Below are 19,443 nucleotides of genomic sequence, written 5' to 3' on the forward strand. Positions count from 1 at the left end.
CGGCCGGCAGCGTGGTGGCGACGGCAGGCAGCACACTGGCCACGGTGGTCGGAGCCGGCGCGACCTTGAACGTCGACGGCAGCTTCGGTTGTGGCGCCGCCAACGACACGATGAGCGTGTCGGGCACGGTGTCGGGCAGCGGCAGCATCGACCTGTGCGGCGGCGAAGACACCCTGACCTTGAGCGACGGTGCGGTGCTCAACGCGACCATCAGCGGCGGCGGACACGGCACCGGCGACACCGTGGTGCTCGACAACGCCAACGCCTTCAGCTTCGATGCCGGCAACACGATCAACTTCGAGTTCCTGCAGAAGGACAACACCGGCGAAGCCACGCTGACCGGCTCTCAGAGCTTCAGCGGCGGCACCACGCTCAACGGCGGCATTCTGAGCGTGGCCGGAACCTTGCAAACGCCGACCTTGGCGATGGCCGACGGCACCACGCTCGCGATCGACGGCCGCGTGCAAGGCATGGCCGCGGGCCAGACCGTGCTGACCGGCAGCGCCGGCGTCAACACGGTCGAAGTGGCCGCTGGCGCGAGCTTGCTCGCCTCCGGCGACCTCGGCGACGGTAACGACGTGTTCGATTTGGCCGGCACGCTCGACACCGGCAGCGGCATCTTCGCACTCGGCAGCGGCGACGATCGCTTCATCGTCCACGAAACCACCGCGGCGATCGGCACGGTCGAAGGCGGCCTCGGCAACGACACGCTCGAGGCAAATATCGGCGGCGGCTTCAACGTGCCGCTGGGCAGCATGCTGGGCTTCGAATCGCTGGCCAAGTCCGGTGCCGGTGCGTTGCAGATCAACGGGCCTTCGCAGTTCATCGACGTCGATGTAATCGGTGGCCTGCTCGAAGTCACCGCCAGCGGCAGCGTGGCAGCGCAGAACACTACGGTAGCCGCCGGCGCGACCCTGAAGGCCACCGGCCTGTACAGCGGCACCGCCGGCAACGACAGCTTCGCGTCGTCGGGCACGGTGATCGGCAACTTCGAATTCGGCGCCGGCAACGACAGCGCCGATTTCCGCGGCGGCGAGCTCAGCGGCCTGACCCGTTTCGACGGCGGTGCCGGCGGCGAGGATCGGGTGAACTTCCACGGCATGACCCTGGACCAGAGCGACGTGGGCGCACTGTCCAACTGGGAGCGCGTCGACCTGCTCACCGGCACTCACCTGACCTTGAACGCACCGCTGAACCTGGCCGGGGGTTTGCTGTCGATCGACGGTACCTCGGAATTGATTGCAATGAGCGGCGCCAACCTGACCGGCAGCGTGGCCAATTCTGGCGTGATCACGGTCGGCGGCGCCCGCTTCGGCATCAGCGGCAACTACACCGGCGGCGGCGCGCTGGCGCTGACGGTATCGCCGGGCAACCAGACCTCGGGCGGTTTGGACATCGGCGGCGACGTCGCCGGCACCACCGCGGTGACCTTTCTCGGCGACGGCAGCGAGACCCCGCAGCAGCCGGCGTCGATCCGGGTGATCTCGGCCCCGAACGACAACGCGGCGACCGCAGGCAGCTTCACCGCGGCCGGCGCGAGCGACGGAGTGGTGCGCTTGAACGGCAGCGTGTTCCCGTGGAGCTTCGACCGCCAGGGCGATGGCTGGTATCTGAACACCGAGGCCAGCAATATCCTGCCGGAAATCGGCGGGTACGCGGTGCTGCCGGACATCGGCCTGGCCGATATCCAGAGCAGCAACCGGCTGTTGTTCGAACGCATGAGCGGCGTACGTGGCGACACGCCGCGCTGCGGCGCGGAGGAGGAGGGCGCACGGCGCGCTTATGCGTCGTTGCGCGGCGATTGCCACGGCCTTTGGGTAGCGGCGAGCGGCAGCGAACTCGAGATGGGCGCCAACCCGGGCTTCGCTTTCAGCGGCGACACGCTCGGCTTGTACCTGGGCATGGACGCGCTGTTGCAGGACCGCGAGACGCGCAGCTTCCGCGGCGGCGTATTCCTGGGCTACCAACACGGCAACTACTGGGCCGACGGCGCCAATTCGACCGATCTGCAAGGCATCGGCCAGGCCCATGTGCGCGTCGATACGCCGATGGTCGGCATGTACGGTAGCGTCAGTTGGCAGGGCGGCAGCTACCTGGACATGACCCTGGTCGGGCAACGGCCGGAGGCCCGCGTCGCGGTGGCCGACGGTTTCAACCAAGACATCGGCGGCAGCAGCGTGACCGCAAGCGCACAGTTCGGCCATCGCTTTCACTTGAGCAACGGCTGGACCCTCGAGCCGCAAGTGAACCTGAGCGCCAGTGCCATGCAGTGGCAGGACCAGCGCGATGCGAGCGGCAAGCAACTGGTGATGGACGACGACCTGCTGGGCACGGTGCGCGCCGCGGTGCGTGCCGAGAAGCGTTTCGAGACGGCCGGCGGCGCACGCATCCGCCCGTGGGCGACGCTCGGCCTGCAGGACACCCTGGGCGAGAAGGACAACGCCTTGCTGGTGGTGCCGATCGGCTCCGGCACGCAACCGCAAGCGTTTCCGAACCATGAGCTGGGCCTGATGGCGACCGTCGACGTCGGCGTGGAAGCCGAGTTGAACGAATCGGTCAGTGTGTTCGGCGTGCTGTCCTACGGCGAAAGCCTGGAGGGCAGTGACGTCAAGCAGCGCCAGGCCAACCTGGGCGTGCGGATTCGCTGGTGACGGCAGGGGCGGTGCATGCCTGAGGCATGCACCGCCCGATGACGACCCGGTGGATGCCTGTCGTACGCGGGCCTCGGCCTTACGTTTCGGACTGCGGGCGCGATGGCCGACTTTCTAAGACTTTTGCCAATTTTGCGCTATCGAGCGCACTCCTAGTATTGCGCCGTTGCATTCCGAACGAGTGCTGCGACGGCATCGAAGCGCTAGGACAGGTTCTTGAATTTTTCATGGCTCAATGAGTTACGCGACGAGCGCTGGAAGCCGGCGCTCGATGGAAGTTGGTACTTGGTCATGCCGCTCACCGCGTTCCTGGATACGAGCGGCGTGCGCCAGGGCGACCGCTGGGATACGGTCTTCGATACTTGGGGCAGGCTGCAGCTGCGCAAGTATTCCATAGGGCCGGTCGCGACGCTCGATCCGTCCGGAGACCTCTGCGTGTTCATCTCCGCATCCATGGGCGACTGGCCCTGGCCCCAACAGCTATCTGCGGACATGAGCCTTGGCTCATTCTGAAGGGATCGCGATGACGCTGAACTTGAGCGCCACCGAATTCGATTGAAAGCAGACAGGCTGATCCGTTCCTCGAGAGCGGATCTTTCTTCTGAGTGCGATAAATAGCGCACTTTCCTTCGACCCAAGGCGCTCTTCGAGCATCCTGTGCCTGCGACCAACTGCGCCCTTCGAGCATCCTTGGAAGTGCTGCCCGTTGCTCCCGACGAAACTTGGAACTGGCCAAACTGTTCGTTCGGGATCTGCAAAGACGGCGACATGGCGAACGGCATCTTTTCTGCCGTCGATTCACGCGACCCCATAGTTCGAGGATGCTCATGAAGATCACTTTGCTTTCTGCCGGCCTGACCGCTGCCTTGGCCTTTTTACCCGCGCAGGTCGTGCCTGCGTCTTCGCCGGGCAATGCTCCGGCGCTGATTTCGCGTGATCTGTTGTTCAGCAACCCTGAACGCACCAACGTCTCGATCAGTCCCGACGGAAAGTACCTGAGCTGGGTCGCTCCATTGGATGGCGTGCTCAACCTGTGGGTCGCACCTGCAGGCCAGTTGGACAAAGCCAAGCCCGCGACCCACGACAAGGCCCGCGGCATCACCGGGTATACCTGGGCATACAAACCCGGCACGCTGCTGTATGTACGCGACAGCGGCGGCGATGAGAACTATCACGTATTCGCGTTGGACATCGTTACCGGCAACGAGCGCGATCTGTCGCCCTATCCCAAGACCCGTGCCAGTATCGGCAACATCAGTCCGCGCCATCCCGAGTCGGTGATGATCGGCATGAACGACCGCGATGCGAAGTACCACGATCTCTATCGCGTCGAGCTGAGCAGCGGCGAGCGTACATTGGTGCAGAAAAACGATGGCTTCAGCGGCTTTCTCACCGACGAGGACTATCGCGTGCGCCTGGGCTACAAGCCGGCTGCGGACGGAAGCCGCGAGATACTGGCTCTCGGCGAGAGCGGGCAATGGAGTCCTTGGGACCGCATCCCTGTCGAGGACGGTCTGACGACCCGAACCCTGGGCTATACCGCCGACGGCCAAACCTTGTACTGGCTGGATTCGCGCGGCCGCGATACCGGCGCGCTGTTCGCGCAGGGGCCCGACGGCAAGCGCCGCCTGCTGCTGGAAAACCCCAAAGCCGATATCGCCGGGGTTCTGACCGATCCCAGCAGCGGCCGGATATTGGCCGCGAGCGCCAACTACCTGCGCGAGGAGTGGACCGCGATCGATCCGCAGGTGACCGCCGACCTGGCGGCGTTGAAGACAATCGGCCCCGGTGAGGTCTCGGTGCAATCGCAGACGCTGGACAATCGCAGTTGGATCATCCTGTATTCGGCGCCGGAAACGCCGAGTGTGTATTACCGCTACGATCGCGGCGAGCATGGTCGCCCGGGCAAGCTGACCAAGTTGTTTTCGTCGCGGCCGAAGATGGAAGGCCTGCCGCTGGCGCCGATGTGGCCACAGGAAATCCGCTCGCGCGACGGCCTGACCTTGGTGAGCTACCTGACCCTGCCGCCGCAGGCCGATACCAACGGCGACGGCAAGCCCGAGCGAGCGGTGCCGATGGTATTGAACGTGCACGGCGGCCCCTGGGCCCGCGATTCGTACGGCTATGCCGGCACTACGCAGTGGCTGGCCAACCGCGGGTATGCGGTGCTCAACGTCAACTATCGCGGTTCCACCGGCTTCGGTAAGAATTTCCTCAACCGTGCCGACGGCGAGTTCGCCGGCAAGATGCACGACGACTTGATCGATGCGGTGGCCTGGGCGGTGAAACAGGGCGTGACCACGAAGGACCAGGTCGCGATCATGGGCGGCAGCTACGGCGGCTATGCGACCCTGGTCGGGCTGAGCTTCACGCCCGACACCTTCAAATGCGGCGTCGATATCGTCGGCCCCTCCAGTCTGGTCACGCTGATCGAATCGTTCCCGGCATACGCCGCTCCGATGCTGGAGACGACCTGGTACAAGCGGGTAGGGGATCCGCGCACGCAATCCGGGCGCAAGCACCTGCTCGAGCGCTCGCCGATCGGTCGTGTCGACAAGATCAGCAAGCCCTTGCTCGTCGGTCAGGGCGCCAACGATCCGCGCGTCACCCAGGCCGAGAGCGACAACCTGGTTGCCGCGATGAATCAGCGCAAGATTCCGGTGAGCTATGCGTTGTTCGCCGATGAGGGACACGGTTTCGCGCGCCCGGAAAACCGCAAAGCCTTCAATGCGCTGACCGAAGGGTTTCTCGGCAAGTGCTTGGGCGGACGAGTCGAGCCTATCGGTCAGGATCTGCAAGGCTCCAGCTTGTCCGTACCGCACGGTGCCGACGGCGTGCCTGGTCTGACGGAGGCGCTCAAGACTCATAAGGCGCAGAGCAAGAAGTAGAAGTTCGATCGAGGCAACGCACGGAAACGCTCGGCCCTGGCTGGGCGTTTCCGTGTCGGGCCCGTTCTGTCCGTGACGAAAGCGTGTGTGAATCGGACGATCAATGCGGGGGCAGATGGCGCTCGTGCGGCGTTTGCGATGCTGCGCCCATGGCATGCGCCGCGTCGGGTGGTGTGATCGCGGCCAGTTCCGCCAGCGATCGTTCCAATGGCGTGGTGCTGGCGACACGTTGATCGACCTGCACGTACTGATTGGCGGGATCGTTCGGTATGCCGCCCCTGATCGCGAACAGATACTCGTTGTGCTCGGACGCGACGACATGATCGATGCGTCCCAGATCGGACTTCTGCGCCTCATAAGCCAGCCCGGCGGCGAGGCACTGCAAGGTTTCCGGCGCGCGGCTGCGAAGCTCCGGGTCGGAGTGAGTTTGCAGCGCGTGCAAGGCTTGCAGGTACAGTGGATGTTGCGATTGCGGCGTACTGGAAGAAGTTTGTGGCGGGTCGGGCGGCTGCATCAGGTTGAATTCTCGGTCGATGCGCGGAATTTTCGGACTGCCCTGGCTTGCCCTTGGCGATTCGTCGTCGAACTCGCGTTTGCCGAGCGCGCTGCCGGTACTCGGCCCAACTTCGTCGCTGAGTAGCGAGGCGATCCAAAGATCCAAGAGTTCGGGCGACTGCGGTACGGGCGGCAGCGGCGGAGATCCGGGAGGCGTGGTGAACGGGACCGGCGCTTCGCCATCCGGATTCCACTTGGCAGACATCCTCGTCTCGAGCAGTGAGCTGCCACTGAGGTCGACAGCATCGCTGCTGGCGGCATATTCGTCGCCCACACGCTGCTCGGACATGCCCAGCCATGAGGAGTCGTAAAACAATGGTCTGGGCTCGGGTTGGCCAGGAGCGGGCAGCGTTTCGGTTTCTACCGGGTCGTTCGCCGGTGCCGGCACGGATGCATCGCTGAAGATCGGAATGCCGGTGGGGCTCAGATCTACCCCGCTGGCCCAAAGGGTCGCGGTATCGAGATGGAGCGCAGACAGTCGCACCTGGATTTGCGAGGAGGCGGTTTGATGGATTTCCCCGATCGCCATGGCCGCGTAGTAGTGCCGATAGTCGCAGTTACCCGACGGGCCCAGGCGCGAGCGCTCCGGCGGAGCGTCGAAGTAGCACTGCGATATCCTGGCGATGGCTTCGGTGCTGGCCGGCATGCTCCGGTCGGAGTTCAGAACCGCCTCGATCTCCGGCTTGAAATCGTAACCCAGGCTACCGGCGCTGGGCTGGAAGTAAAGGTCTTTCCGACCTGGAACCGACACAACGATGTCGTTGGCGTCGGGCACGTCCTTGCCGCCGTTTTTCTTGAGGACGTCCAAATGCGCATTCCAGCCCGCGATCTCCGAATACGCTTCGTCCTCGCGCATTGCTTGCACATAGAACCCGACCACGTCGGTGTAGTCGTAAGTACTGTCTGTCGCAAATATGTTTGCGATTTCGATATCGCGGCCGACACGCGCATGAAGCTCGGCGGACCTGACGCAATGTTCGAGTTCATGGCCCACGATCCAAGCCGCTGCGGTGCCGCCCTCGGCAGGAGACTTCGACAGGGCCTCGCGACTTAGCGATATCACCCCGTTCGTATAGGTATAAAGTCCGCCTAATGTCGATGTCTCCGGCAACAGGACGATCGAGGTCAGCCCACCCTCGGCCATGGCCCTGCGCAACTGACTTCGCAGATGCGGAGAGTCGGCGAACAGCTGTTTTAGATTGGCGTACTCGATGGTGTCGGCGCCGATATCGTTGACACTGTCGAGCAATGCGCTGACGTCCTGCTCGGTTTCGGTTTCGGGCTCGTGCACGGGGCGCTCCACTGATCGACGCTCTAGGGGATACGTGCGGCGGCGTTTCGACAGGACGCGGCAGACCGTCGACAAGCGTGTCGATAGTCACAAATTGCGCAGATTGCGGGCGTGCTCGCAGCAGCGAGAGCCGGGCGATCCAATCTCGATGGCCTCGCAGCGGTCGAGCAAGCTCATCCGGTCTTGGTTGGGGCAGTGCCTGGGCGATCTCGGACAGAGGATTCGCCGGGACGAACGGGGCGACCAGGGCCGGCCCCAGCGCTGAGTGCCTTGGGCCTACCAGAATGGCCGGAGGGGAGGGCTGCAGCATCGAGCGCCGAAGCCCTCCAATGGGGGCTTTGCGCACGGAGTTTTGCGCTTGGGATGGGCCGCTCTTGCCATTTTCCCTTTGCCAAAGGGGGCAGGGGGATTTGCTTTCGCCGTCGCCTTGGTCGAGAAAGGCAAGTATCGTGATGGCGACGGCGCGTAGTCCGCCGACATCTCAACTTCCGAGAGAAAGCATCCATGGAGAAGGTCGCTGCGAGTCTGATTTGCGCATTGGCGCTTGCGTGCGCAATAGGGCCGGTACAAGCCAATCAGGCGGAAATGGCTGCGCATGCGCGAGCGATGAACGACATCGCGGCGACCCCACCGTGTTGCCACGGGGAAGACGACGAAGATCAATGGCAAGGCTACGAGCCCAACTTCTCTGCCGAGGATCTGCAGGAGATGCTCCACAGGAGCAAGCAGGAGGAGGCGGAAAGCCTGCGCAAGCATCAGCAACGGATGGCGCGCGACCCTGACTACCGGGCCTTCTTCGACGGATTCTGGAATTTCAGGCCGGCAGCGGATAACGCGCCAGGACAGTACTGCGCCGCGCGTTTCTATCGCGAGGGCAGCAGCATGATGATTCTAGGCCCGGGCGGCGGCTCTCCCTACGCCTATCTGGCGCTTTACGGGCGCGGCGTTCCCAAACCCAAGTCGGCGCAGAAGTTGACCGTCCAATTGCACCAGACCGGGGAAGAGCGCCAGGCCATCGAGGTATTCAACCTGCCGATGGCGGGCACCGGCGGCGACGGCATGTTGCTGATGGCCGTCGAGAACGTGGACGCGCTGCTCGATGGGATGCTCGACCAACATCGATTCGAGGTCTTCGATCGCAAGCACGAAAACGTGCTTTACATCCTCGAATGGAGCGGAGGGCTCGCTGCACGCGACAAGCTGCGGGTCTGCGTCAAGGCCACAGAGAGGTCCAGGCGCTAGCGGCCAAGCCGCCATCGTCCACGCCGAGGAGACATCATGACGATCGAGCGTATGGATAACGTCGGCATCGTGGTGGAAGACATCGATGCCGCCATCGGGTTTTTCACCGAGCTCGGCCTGGGGCTCGAAGGACGTGCCCCGATCGAAAGGGATTGGGCGGATGGCGTCACCGGATTGCACGACATGCGCGTCGAGATCGCCATGATGCGTACGCCGGACGGTCACAGCCGGCTCGAGATCTCCCGATTCCTCGCGCCGCATGTCGTCGCCGATCATCAGTCGCTTGCCGATTTCGCTTTGGCAAATCTGCCCCCTCTCCCGCTAGGGGAGGGGGGCTTTACGCGCCGCAATGACGGCATCAATAGTCGAAGCGGACACGCAGGCCGACCGTGCGCGGGTCGTTCCAGTAGCCGCGGATGAAGCCGCCGGCATCGTCGGCCCAGTTCTTGGTCATCTTGTCGGTGGCGTTGAGCACGTACAGCTCGGCGCGCCAGAACGACGGCGACTGCAGACTCAGACTGGCATCGACCGTCGTATAAGCCTCCTGCGCGTCGGAGACGTGCGCGTTGTCGAGATTGCGCAAGGTGAAGTACATCTTGTCCTGCCACTTCACGCTGAGCCAAGGCACCAGTTCATAGCCGTTGCCGAACTTGAACGTGTGGGAGACGTTGATACCGGCGGTGAATTTCGGCGTCATCGGCAGGTGGTGGCCGGTGATGTCGTAGATCTGGCGACCGGCCAGGGTCGGGTCGGGGCCGTTGTAGGGCTCCGGGCAAGGCACGGCGCCGAACTCTTCGCGCACGCCGCAGTTCCATTCGTCGCTGAAGCTGGGGTAGTCCTTGATCTTGCTGTCGATGTAGGAGAAGAAGCCGCCGATACGGGTGTTGGGTGTGGGCAGATAGTCCACTTCCACTTCCAGGCCCGGGATGTTCACCGTTCCGACGTTGACGGTCTGCCACTTCTTGATCACATCGCAGGTCGGGTCCCAATCCGGGCAGGGTTCGTTGACGTGCACCTTGGCGGCGAAGAAATCGCCGGTCACCTGCATGTCCTTGTAGCGGCTGTAGAAGGCGGTGACCGACAGGCTCAGGCGCTTGTCCAGCAGCAGGCCCTTGTAGCCGATTTCGAAATTGGTGACGGTTTCCGGCTCGTACGGGAAGAAGGTGTACTGCGGGCCGGGCGGGCCGTCGATGCAGACTTTGCCGCCGCAGACATCGTCCTTGTCGCCGAAGCCGCCCGCCTTGTAACCGGTGGAGAGTGAGGTGAACAGGATCTCGTCATCGGACAGATCCTTGGTCAGGCCCAGTCGCCAGGTGACCTTGCGCCAGGATTCGGAGTGTTCGTTCTCGGCCGGGGGGCCCCACAGTTTGTAGGCATCGATACCGCCGAACGGCCCCATTCGTTCGGTCAGCTCGCGGCCGTTGTGGGGGCGGAAGCCCGGTTCGCCCGGCGTGCCCGGGTGGTACAGGCCGTTGTAATAGGCCGTCGATTCGGCATCCCAACCGCCATACACCTGGCCGCCGCGGTCGGTTTTTTCGTCGCGGCTGTAGCGTGCGCCCAGCGTTGCGGTCCAGGTGGGAGCGAAGCGCCAGTCGGCCTGGGAGAAGATCGCCTTGGCGTCGATCTGGCGATTGGGCTGGTGGTAGAACTGGCTGATCGGATAGCCGAACGGCGCGTTGACCAGCATTTCCTGGGCATAGTCGATCGAGTTCTTCTCGTGCATCCAGAACAGGCCGGATACCAGCTTCAGGCGTTCGCCCTGATGCTTGAACTGCAGTTCGTGCACGAACGACTTGTACTTCGAGTCCAGGGTGATCGAGGTGTTGTCGCGCACCGGCCACACGCCCCAGTCGCCCGCCGCCGGCACCGGCAAGGTGGCGGTCACCTGCGAGGGGATCTCGTGGTAGCCGCCATCGTCGTCGGCGATCTGCGAGCGCTTCTGTGTGGCGAACGCCACGCTGTATTCGATGCTGTTGGTGTCGCTGAGGAACCAGTTGAGATTGGAGCGCACCGTGTCGATCGACATGTCGGTCTTGCCAGGCACGTTGATCTTTACGTCCCACTTGCCGCCTTGGCAGGCGAAGCGGGTGCCCGCCGCCTGCTTGCAGTCTTTCAGCCCGACCTGGCCGGCGCCGGAGTTCTGGAACTTCTCGTAGGCCAGCAGCCACTCGACGTCGTCGGTGATGGCGAAGCGCGCGGCGAGGCGGACCGCCCATTCGTCGCGGTTGTAGTAATACTCGTCGCGCCCGACCTTGACGTTGCGGCGCTGGTCTACGTCGGGAATGCCGTCGGCGATGAACCCGCGCTCGGGAATATCGACGTCGGTGAAGTCCTGCTGTTGGTCGATCCAGCCATCGCGCTCGACCTTGGTGGCGGACAGGCGCAGGGCGAAGCGATCGTTCACCGCGATGTTCTGGATCAGGTTGAGCTGGCGCAGGTTGTAGCTGCCGACTTCGAGCTCGGTGCTGCCGAAGCTGGAATCGAAACGGGGCTTGGCCGGAATGATGTTGATGCTGCCGCCGGTGGAGTTGCGGCCGAACAGCGTGCCCTGCGGGCCGCGCAGCACTTCGACCTGGTCGACGTCGAACATCAGCGCCAGCGCGCCTTGCGGACGCGGCGAGTACAGGCCGGCCACGTGCAGGCCCACGGCGGGGTCGCCGATCTCGGTGAAGTTGTTGGCGCCGATGCCGCGGATGCTGACCTGCACGCCGGAATCCGGGCCGGAGGCGATCTGCAGATTGGGCATGCTGCCGGACAGGCCGCGCACGTCGCGGATGCCCTCGCGGGTCAATGCTTCCTGGGTGACGGCGGTGACGGTCACCGGCGTCTTCAGCAGGTCCGATTCGATGCGGGTGGCGGAAACATGCACGGTTTCCAGTGTCGTTCTGGCTTCGCCAACGGGAGTGGCCCGGGCTTCGCCAGCGTCAGCCTGTCCGGCGTCGACCTGCCCGGCGCTGACCTGTTTGCTGTCCTCGCTCGTACTGGACTGGGCCATCACCGGCGCGCTTGCGCAGCCGATCAATACCGCGGCGATTGCGACGGCGATGCCGGTCGGTCGGACATCGCTGGGATGCTTCTTCATTATGGGCTCCTGGTTGTACGGCGACTCGGGCCGGCGGACCCGCGCAGTGGCTGGTGCGGTTGCCCGATCAGGGCGAGGCGGGAGTGTTCGAGGCGGGCGTGTTTTTCGCGGAATACACGGTCTGGTTGCGTACCAGTGGCCTGGCCCAGGCACCGACGCTGAGGATGTAGAGCAGGGGGATGAAGACCAGCGACAGGCCCACGCGCAGCCCCCAGTGGTCGGCGATGAAGCCGATCAACAGCGGCACGATGGCGCCACCGAGAATGCCGCTGCACAGGATTCCCGAGAACGCGCCGTGATGCTGGCGCACCGAGTTCAGTCCCAGCGAGAAGATCACCGAGAACATCACCGACAAGAAAAAGCCCGCGGCGGGGAAGGCCAGTAGAGAGATGTCCGCGGAGCCGAAAAGAGCGAGGGCCAGGCAGGCGATGGCGAGCGTCGAGAAGATCGCCAGCACCCACTTCGAGTCGATGAGTTTCAGCAAGCCCAAGCCGGCCAGGCAGCCCAGCGACATCAAGCCCCAGAAGCGGCTGACGGCAATCGCACCTTGCTCGGTGGCCGACATGCCGTGGTAGCTGTGCAGGAACTGCGACATCCAGTTGGCGAGGGACTGCTCGGTGCCGACATAGGCGACGATGGCCAGGAAGAACAAACGCACATCGACGCGGCGCAGCAGGCTGCGGTAGGCCGCGCGGCTGCCCACGCGCTCGTCTTCCTTCAGCGCCACCGCCGGCAACGGCAGCTTGTAGTTGAGCAGAGCCAGCAGTACGAAGGCGGCGCTGAAGAACCAGTAGAACGTCAGCCAGGCCAGCGGCTGCCCCTCCACGCCGGGGCGCTGCATGTAGAGCCGAAACGCCAGCGGGCTGAGGAAGGAGGCCAGGCCGAACACCAACTGCGCCATCACCGAAAAGAAGGCGAAGTGCTCTTCGCCGCCGGCCGTGCGCATCAGCGGGTTGATCACCACCTGCAGCAGGGCCATGCCTAAGCCGATGACGAACAGCCCGGCCACCACCGAGACGTAACCCGGCATCACGGCAATGGCCAGGGCGCCGATGAAATTCAGCGCGAAGGCGGTAAACAGAGTGAAGCGCGTGCCGCGGACTTCGATCAACAGGCCGCCGGGGATCGAGATCAAGCCGTAGGCCAGGAAGAATGAGAACGGCATGAAGCCGGCCATGGTCAGGCTGAGCTTGAAATCCTGGATGGCGATGGGCATCAGCGGCCCGATCAGATTGGTGATGAAGGAGATCGCGAACCAGATCAGGAGGATGTAGCTGATGATCATCGGCTGGTGCTTCACGATCGTCTCTCCGGGGTCAGGACTGCGGCTGCAGGCAGTGGGCGAGTTCGCCGGCGCCGATGCGCTTGCGCGGGAAGCGGGGCAGGATCGCGCTGGCGGTGCGGCAGCCGGCCGCGAGCGCGTCGCGCAGGCTGGCCTGCTTCGTGCTGGCCTGGCTCGTGCTGGTTTGACTCAGGCGCGCCGCCAGATAACCGGTATTGAAGCTGTCGCCGGCGCCCACGGTGTCGAAGATGTCGCCGACCATCTCGGTGGTGTAGCGGGTGCTCCGGCCATCGACGTGCCCCAGCGCACCCGCGGCGCCCAATTTGACGATCAGATGGGCACCGGGCTTGAGCAGGCGGGCGACGTGTTGCACCGCAAGCTCCAGGACCCGGCTGTCGTCCAGATCCTGGCCGTCGTCCTGGCTGCCGGCGATGCTCACCGCCTCCAACTCGTTGACCAGCAGATGGTCGCAATGCGCCAGCCAGCCTTCGACTTCCTGATGCACCTGCGGCGTCCAGCCTTCCGGCGGCCAGCCGGTATCCAGTGCGACCTGATAGCCCTTGCTCGAGGCCGCGGCCAGCAGCTGGCTGAAGCGCTCGCGCAGGCCCGGCAGCAGGAAGGGGGCGGTGAACAGGGCGATGCTGCCGGGAGATGCCTGCGGCAGGTGTTCGAGTACGAAGTCCGGAGTCAGATGCTGCAGGTGCCCGCAACTGGTGAAGAAGGTGCGTTCGCCATCGGCATGCATCAGCCCGACCGATACGGTGGTGTCGCTGGCACAGGTCTGCAGTTCGACTCGGATACCCGCCAGCTGCAGCAGCAGCCACTGGGCCAGGTCGTCGTCACCGATGGCGCCGATCAGATGCGGGTTCAGGCCCAGGTGCCGGGCCGCGAGGGCGGAGTTGGCCGCCGAACCGCCGGCGCGCAGTTCGCTGCGCGGCAGCAGTTGTTCGGTACCGATCTTGGGCCAACCGTCCAGCGTGCCCAGGACCAGGTCCACGCTGACGTCGCCGACGATGCTGAGTTGGGGCGGGTTGAACTGAGACCGGCCGAGCTCCGGCTGACGGGATTGAGGTTGGCTGGACTCGGACCGGTTTGACTCGGTCCGGTTGGGCTGGGGCCGGCTGGGTTCGGGATGCTCTAGCTTCATGGGGCGACTATAGTCACCCCAATTTTGCTCTGTCAATAAAAATATCCAGTGGAAGTATAATTAAATTCGGCGGCCCCCGGCAGCCGGGCGGTGACCCAGCAGCTCGGCCGTCTGCAGCTCCCCGAGTTCATCTTTCTGCAGGCCTTCCAGGCGCGGCGAGAGCAACTCGTGGATGGGCAGCACCGCGGCGCCCAACAGCGAACAGTCCTCCTCGCGTTGGGAAATCATCACCCGCGGCCATTCCGGGGCAGGGCGGCCGCGTACCGAGCGGTGCCATGGCTGGGCCAGGTCGACCAGGCGCTGCACCAGTTTCTGCGGCGCCGACCCGCCGATGACGATGGTCTGCGGGTCGAGCATGTTCTCGATCATGCAGATGGCATCGCGCAGCCGCTGGGATGCCTGCCGGCACCACTGCTGCAAGGGTTCGTCGGCAGCGTCGTCCAAGCGATCAAGCACGTCCGAGGTACGGATCTGCCCGTCGTCCAGGCCCAGCGCCTCGGCCAGCGAGTGCAGCGACAAGTAGCGCTCCAGGCAGCCCTGGTTGCCGCAATAACAGGGCGTGCCGCCCGGGACCACCGGCACGTGACCGATCTCGGTGGCGTTGCCGTCGGTGCCGCGGTAGGTGTTGCGAGCGACGATCAACGAGCCGCCCAGGCCCATGCTCAGGTGCAGGTAGAAGAAGTTGTCGAGGTGCCGGGCGACCCCGTACAAGGTCTCGCCCAGCGCGCCCGCCACGCTGTCGACGCTGTGGAACAGGGGCAGGCCGGTGGCCTCCTGCAACTGGTCGAGGATGGACAAGTCCTTCCAGCCTTCCAGCGCGGTGGGGCCGACGAAACTCAGTTCGGTGTCGCCAAGCGGGCCGGGCAGGGCCACGCCGATGCCCCACAGCCGGGCATTGGCCTGCCGGCGCAGCTTGGCCACGAGCTCCAGCAAGCCGGCCAACAACTGCGATCGATCGCAGCCCTGCAACTGCACCTCGCAGCGCGCATCGATCTGGCCCAATAGATTCACCAGCGCGCCCGAGGCGCGGCCAGGTTCCAGGCTGATGCCGATGGATTGGCCGGCGTCGGGATTGATCTCGAAAGCGATCGGCGGCTGGCCGCGGGTTTTCAGGTCCTTTTGCCGGCGCGAGACGATCAGGCCGATGGATTCCAGCTCATTGGTGATGTTGGCGACCGTCTGCGGGCTGAGCGAGACCTTTTCCTGGATGTCCTTGCGCGAGGCCGCGCCATGCTGGCGGATGAAATCCAGCACGAGGCGGCGATTGTAGGGAGCGCTGGATTGCTGGGTGGCGCCGCGGCCGATATTCATAGGCGTTGAAACCGCTTGAGCGTAGGGGAGAGGGAGTTCGTATTATTCATACATCCATGTGAAGTATTTATTGACGGCGGCCGGCCACATGGCTAAGTTGCGGTGGCCAGTCTATCCGGAACCGTGCCAATGACCGCTGCGCCGCATTCCCGCAAGACCGCAATTCAAGCGATGGCCGCGCTGGCGATTGCGCTGTCCAGCCTGCCGCAGATGGCCATCTCGGCATCGACCGAAGCGTCGGCGACGAAGCCGAAGACCACGGTGTCAGTGAGCCTGCCGAAACAGCCGCTGCTGGTGCAGATCAACCAGGTGGCGCTGGAGCGGCTGGGGCCGAAACAGGCCATCGTCGAATATGCGGGCGAGGCCGGGGAGGGCACTTACACCGTGCTGCGCGATGGCCAGCCGATCAAGCAAGGCGATCTGCAGCCACTGCGGCCGTTTGCCGAGTGGGGCACGGGCAAACGCTATTTCAGCGTCGACTTTTCCGATGCGCAGGATGCGGGCAAGTACGAAGTGGAAGTGCGCATCGGCCAGCAACGTGCGGTGTCGGCGTCGGTCTCGGTGCGCGACAACGCAGTCTTCGCCACCACCGGCGCGCAGCTGCTGGGCTACTTCAAGCGCAGCCGCCACACCGATAACGCCGACCGCGAGCTACGCATCTTCCAGACCTCGCGCAAGGTGAATGTGTGGGGCGGCTGGCAGGATGCCGGTGGCGACAAGGGCAAATACCTGTCGCACCTGGGCTACGCCAACCATTTCAATCCGCAGCAGGCCTCGATGGCGGCCTGGGTGCTCGCCTATGGCGCGCATGCGCGCAAGGCCCTGTTCGCCGCCCACGACTTGCAGACACAGGTCGAGGACGAGGCGTTCTGGGGCGCGGACTATCTGCATCGCATCCTCGATGCGGAGGGCTACTTCTACACCACCGTGTTCGACCAATGGGGTACGCCCGGCGTCGAGCGCATGGTCACCGGTTATGAAGGCTCGGCCGGAACGTTTACTACCTTGTACCGCTCGGCATTTCGCGCCGGCGGCGGCATGGCCATCGCGGCGCTCGCGCGCGCTTCGATGTTGGCCAAGCAAAGCGGCCGCCATGGCGAATTCGACGGTGCCCAGTATCTGGCCGATGCAGAGCGTGCCTATGCGCACCTGCGCCGGTTCAACCCGCAATACGGCGCCGACGGCAAAGAAAACATCATCGACGACTACGCCGCGTTGATGGCGCTGGTGGAACTGCACAACGCCACCGGCCAGTCGCGCTATCTCGACGATGCGCGCGAGCGCGCCGCCCGCTTGATGGCGCGGCAACAGGCCGACGGCGGTTTCGTCAGCGATGGCGGCAGCCGCCCGTACTACCATGCGGCCGAGGCCGGCTTGCCGGTGATCAGCCTCTCTGCCTATGTCGATATCGAACCGGAGCAGGGGCGCCGCCAGCGTGCGCTGGATGCCATCGGCTCGGCGCTCAAGCACGAGTTGACCATCACCAATGCGGTCGCTAACCCGTATGGCTACGCCCGCCAGCGCTTCCAACTGACCCAGGACGGCAAGGCCACAGGCGAGGTACTGGAAGGGTTCTTCATCCCGCACCGCAATGAAACCGGCTACTGGTGGCAGGGCGAAAGCGCCCGCCTGGCCTCGCTCAGCGCGGCCATGGTCATCGGCGGCCGCAAGCTCGCAGACCATGACGCGGCCGGTTATAGACTGCCCGCCGATCGAGCCGCTTATGCGCAGAGCCAACTCGACTGGACCCTGGGCCGCAACCCTTACGGCATCTCCATGCTCTACGGTTTCGGCAAGAAAAATCCGCCGACCGTGCTGGAGAGCGCCGGCGAAATGTTCGTGGGCGGCATCTCCAACGGCATCACCGGCGCACCGGGCAGCGACACCGGTGCCGGCATCAGCTTCGCGCCTGGCCCGGATTCCGAGCAGTGGCGCTGGGTGGAGCAGTGGATTCCCCACACCACCTGGATGCTGTTCGCGGCCATGACGATGACGACGGCCGAAACGCGTTGAGCTGGCTGCGGCGTTCGTTCCGAATCCGCAAGAGTTGGGCTGAGGAACGAATTCGCGCAAGACACGCCCGGTGGCGATGCGGGTGGCGTTGCTGCGCAGCGGCGCTAGCTTAGGCGCAGGGCGCGTATCAGGGCGGAAAGCGCCGCCGATTGATGGCGACGGTCCGGGTAGTAGATGAAGAAGCCGGGAAAAGAGGGCGACCAATCTTCCAGCACCCTGATGAGCTTGCCCTCGTCGATGTAACCCGCCACCTGGTCTTCATAGGCCAGCGCGATGCCCACACCGGCCAAGGCGCCGTGGATGGCGAGGCTCGTGTCGTCGACGACGAGCGACCCGTTGGCGGTGATCGTCACGGGCACGCCGCCTTTCTCGAATTCCCATCGGTACGGGCCGCCCGGAAGGCGCAGCCCGATGCAGTTATGAGCGCTCAGGTCCCGCGGTTTCAGGGGGCGGCTGCGTGTCGCGAAATACCCGGGCGAAGCGACGGCGGCCAGGCGTAGTTCCTGGGTCACGCGCACGGCGATCATGTCCTTCTGAATGAATTCTTCCAGTTGGATGCCGGCGTCGAACCCGCCTGCAACCAGATCCACCGGGCCCGTGCAGGTGGAAACATCAAGCACCACCTCGGGATAGGCCGCGGCGAACGCCGGAAGCTTGGCCAACAGCACCGACACAGCGGCGGATTTCGAGACGGCAAGACGAAGCCGGCCGGTCGGCCGGTCTCGCGCGGTGCGGACCTCGTTGAGCGCCCGATCGATCTGCTCGAGCGCAGGCGAGAGCGTCTTCAACAGCGCTGCACCCGCGGAGGTCGGCGCCACGCTCTTGGTCGTGCGCGCGAGGAGCTGCAGTTCCAGCCGACGTTCCAGGCCGCGGATCGTGTGGCTCAACGCGGACTGTGTGACCCCAAGCCGCGCCGCAGCCCTGGTAAAGCTCCGCTCAGTGGCGACGATGGCGAACGCTGCGAGGTCATTGAGTTCGCTCTTCATGAAATCGGCTCATGAGTTCTATGTTGGTATTGGCAATTTACTCATATATAGGCGCAATCTAAAGTGATTCCTGTGGCGACCGGGAGAGCACGCCCCAGAGCGGAAGAGCGGACCGGCCGTCCTCGCTATCGCAGCAATCTCCGACATCGGGCAGTTAAATCTATGGAAGACGCTGAAAACACCTTGCGAGCCTTGGCTCAAGTCTATTTCGATGCCGCGTACGACATGGACGCCGAGCAGTTCCAGTCGATATTTCACCCCCTCAGTGCCGTAACCAGAATCGGCGACGACGGCGAAGTCAGCGTGATGCCGATCGAGACCTGGCTGGGCGGCGTGCGCAATGCGACCGCTCCACGAAAGCTCGGCCTCGAGCGCAAGGACGAGGTCGTCGCGATCGATGTTTCGGACAACCTCGCCCTGATAAAGCTGAAGCTGCAGATGCCGCCGCGTCACTTCACCGACCTGCTGTCGTGCCTGAAGGTGCAGGGCGGCTGGAAGATCGTTCAGAAGGTGATGACGGTCGACGTCCGCCAGTAGATTCGACCGAAGCAGGTGGAGCGTCAGCCTGAGACAGGCCTCCGACCGGGGGCCTTCGTTTGGTTGCAGCCGATCCGCCCGGTCCGACGATCGTTCGAGCAGATCGGGGCAGAGCGACCTTGACCGTCGGTCATCCGCTCCATACTCGTCCGCAAGCGCCAACCGAAACTTCGTCGCCGTTGTGCATAAATCGGTTTCCGGTGCGACTCGCGCGAACCGCAGTTCGTGAGACGAGTCGGGCCAGCATGGCCGGTGAGTGTTCACGGGGACCTGAGGAGCGCGCGTAGCCGACGCGGGAGCCACGATGTCTGCCTGGGAAAATAGCGATTGACGCAGGCCCTTGATTTGCAAGGCCCCCCAGTACTGGCTTGCGAACAGCGTAGACAGCATCGCCTGGTCGATTCAGGTTTATGCCAAGTGGCCGCCATGACGTGTCGCCCGCGTTGTACTCGCTATAG

At 64.3% G+C, this 19,443-nt stretch carries 13 protein-coding genes; 7 read left to right on the plus strand and 6 right to left on the minus strand.

Annotated elements, in window-relative coordinates; all coding sequences use genetic code 11:
• The 3 genes from LC490_RS17455 to LC490_RS17465 all read left to right on the plus strand — a co-directional run.
• Positions 1–2,651, plus strand: a 2,651-nt coding sequence (locus tag LC490_RS17455) for an autotransporter domain-containing protein (RefSeq protein WP_223621017.1), incomplete at its 5' end; no start/stop codon positions are given.
• A gap of 216 nt (positions 2,652–2,867) precedes the next feature.
• Positions 2,868–3,164 carry a hypothetical protein gene (locus LC490_RS17460; protein WP_031372421.1) on the plus strand — a complete coding sequence of 99 codons (297 nt, stop codon included), beginning with the start codon at positions 2,868–2,870 and terminating at the stop codon, positions 3,162–3,164.
• A 314-nt stretch (positions 3,165–3,478) separates the two neighbouring features.
• The gene (locus LC490_RS17465; RefSeq protein WP_223621018.1) at positions 3,479–5,539 is read left to right on the plus strand and encodes a S9 family peptidase; all 2,061 of its coding nucleotides are present in this window, start codon (positions 3,479–3,481) and stop codon (positions 5,537–5,539) included.
• 100 nt (positions 5,540–5,639) lie between these two features.
• On the opposite strand, the gene LC490_RS17470 is transcribed toward LC490_RS17465, so the two are convergent.
• Positions 5,640–7,385 (minus strand): XVIPCD domain-containing protein, encoded by a 1,746-nt coding sequence (locus tag LC490_RS17470; protein WP_223621019.1) that lies wholly within the window; start codon positions 7,383–7,385, stop codon positions 5,640–5,642.
• A gap of 504 nt (positions 7,386–7,889) precedes the next feature.
• On the opposite strand from LC490_RS17470, the gene LC490_RS17475 reads away from it, so the two are divergent.
• Entirely contained in the window at positions 7,890–8,627 is a 738-nt protein-coding gene (locus LC490_RS17475) for a hypothetical protein (protein ID WP_223621020.1), read from the plus strand.
• A 36-nt stretch (positions 8,628–8,663) separates the two neighbouring features.
• Entirely contained in the window at positions 8,664–9,047 is a 384-nt protein-coding gene (locus tag LC490_RS17480; RefSeq protein ID WP_223621021.1) for a hypothetical protein, read from the plus strand.
• On the opposite strand, the gene LC490_RS17485 is transcribed toward LC490_RS17480, so the two are convergent.
• From LC490_RS17485 to LC490_RS17500, 4 genes are all read right to left on the minus strand, one after another.
• Complete coding sequence (locus LC490_RS17485; RefSeq protein WP_223621022.1) at positions 8,986–11,709, minus strand: TonB-dependent receptor; 2,724 nt, start codon at positions 11,707–11,709, stop codon at positions 8,986–8,988. The genes LC490_RS17480 and LC490_RS17485 overlap by 62 nt on opposite strands.
• Positions 11,710–11,776: 67 nt before the next feature.
• A complete protein-coding gene (locus tag LC490_RS17490; RefSeq protein ID WP_200875843.1) occupies positions 11,777–13,009 on the minus strand; it encodes an MFS transporter in 1,233 nt (410 codons plus the stop codon).
• A gap of 16 nt (positions 13,010–13,025) precedes the next feature.
• Positions 13,026–14,138, minus strand: a complete 1,113-nt coding sequence (locus LC490_RS17495; protein ID WP_223621023.1) for a carbohydrate kinase family protein — start codon at positions 14,136–14,138, stop codon at positions 13,026–13,028.
• A gap of 60 nt (positions 14,139–14,198) precedes the next feature.
• Positions 14,199–15,449, minus strand: coding sequence for an ROK family transcriptional regulator (locus LC490_RS17500; RefSeq protein WP_223621024.1), 1,251 nt, complete (start codon positions 15,447–15,449; stop codon positions 14,199–14,201).
• Positions 15,450–15,578: 129 nt separating this feature from the next.
• On the opposite strand from LC490_RS17500, the gene LC490_RS17505 reads away from it, so the two are divergent.
• Positions 15,579–17,462 carry a glycoside hydrolase family 9 protein gene (locus tag LC490_RS17505; RefSeq protein WP_223621025.1) on the plus strand — a complete coding sequence of 628 codons (1,884 nt, stop codon included), beginning with the start codon at positions 15,579–15,581 and terminating at the stop codon, positions 17,460–17,462.
• A gap of 104 nt (positions 17,463–17,566) precedes the next feature.
• Here the strand turns inward: LC490_RS17505 and LC490_RS17510 are convergent, their stop codons facing one another.
• Positions 17,567–18,448 (minus strand): LysR family transcriptional regulator, encoded by an 882-nt coding sequence (locus LC490_RS17510; RefSeq protein WP_223621026.1) that lies wholly within the window; start codon positions 18,446–18,448, stop codon positions 17,567–17,569.
• A 162-nt stretch (positions 18,449–18,610) separates the two neighbouring features.
• Between LC490_RS17510 and LC490_RS17515 the strand changes: the two genes are divergently transcribed.
• Positions 18,611–18,985: a nuclear transport factor 2 family protein gene (locus LC490_RS17515; RefSeq protein ID WP_223621027.1), complete on the plus strand. Its 375-nt coding sequence runs from the start codon at positions 18,611–18,613 to the stop codon at positions 18,983–18,985.
• Positions 18,986–19,443: the final 458 nt, after the last annotated feature.

Origin of the sequence: Lysobacter sp. ESA13C (assembly GCF_019970005.1) — a bacterium.
Lineage (GTDB): Bacteria > Pseudomonadota > Gammaproteobacteria > Xanthomonadales > Xanthomonadaceae > Lysobacter > Lysobacter antibioticus_B.

What these genes read in the sequence shown, in the direction of transcription:
- LC490_RS17480 (WP_223621021.1), top strand. Translation starts at nt 8,664, where the DNA reads ATGACGATCGAGCGTATGGATAACGTCGGCATCGTGGTGGAAGACATC.
- LC490_RS17495 (WP_223621023.1), bottom strand. Translation starts at nt 14,138, where the DNA reads ATGAAGCTAGAGCATCCCGAACCCAGCCGGCCCCAGCCCAACCGGACC.
- LC490_RS17505 (WP_223621025.1), top strand. Translation starts at nt 15,579, where the DNA reads ATGACCGCTGCGCCGCATTCCCGCAAGACCGCAATTCAAGCGATGGCC.
- LC490_RS17485 (WP_223621022.1), bottom strand. Translation starts at nt 11,709, where the DNA reads ATGAAGAAGCATCCCAGCGATGTCCGACCGACCGGCATCGCCGTCGCA.
- LC490_RS17515 (WP_223621027.1), top strand. Translation starts at nt 18,611, where the DNA reads ATGGAAGACGCTGAAAACACCTTGCGAGCCTTGGCTCAAGTCTATTTC.
- LC490_RS17510 (WP_223621026.1), bottom strand. Translation starts at nt 18,448, where the DNA reads ATGAAGAGCGAACTCAATGACCTCGCAGCGTTCGCCATCGTCGCCACT.
- LC490_RS17500 (WP_223621024.1), bottom strand. Translation starts at nt 15,449, where the DNA reads ATGAATATCGGCCGCGGCGCCACCCAGCAATCCAGCGCTCCCTACAAT.
- LC490_RS17465 (WP_223621018.1), top strand. Translation starts at nt 3,479, where the DNA reads ATGAAGATCACTTTGCTTTCTGCCGGCCTGACCGCTGCCTTGGCCTTT.
- LC490_RS17475 (WP_223621020.1), top strand. Translation starts at nt 7,890, where the DNA reads ATGGAGAAGGTCGCTGCGAGTCTGATTTGCGCATTGGCGCTTGCGTGC.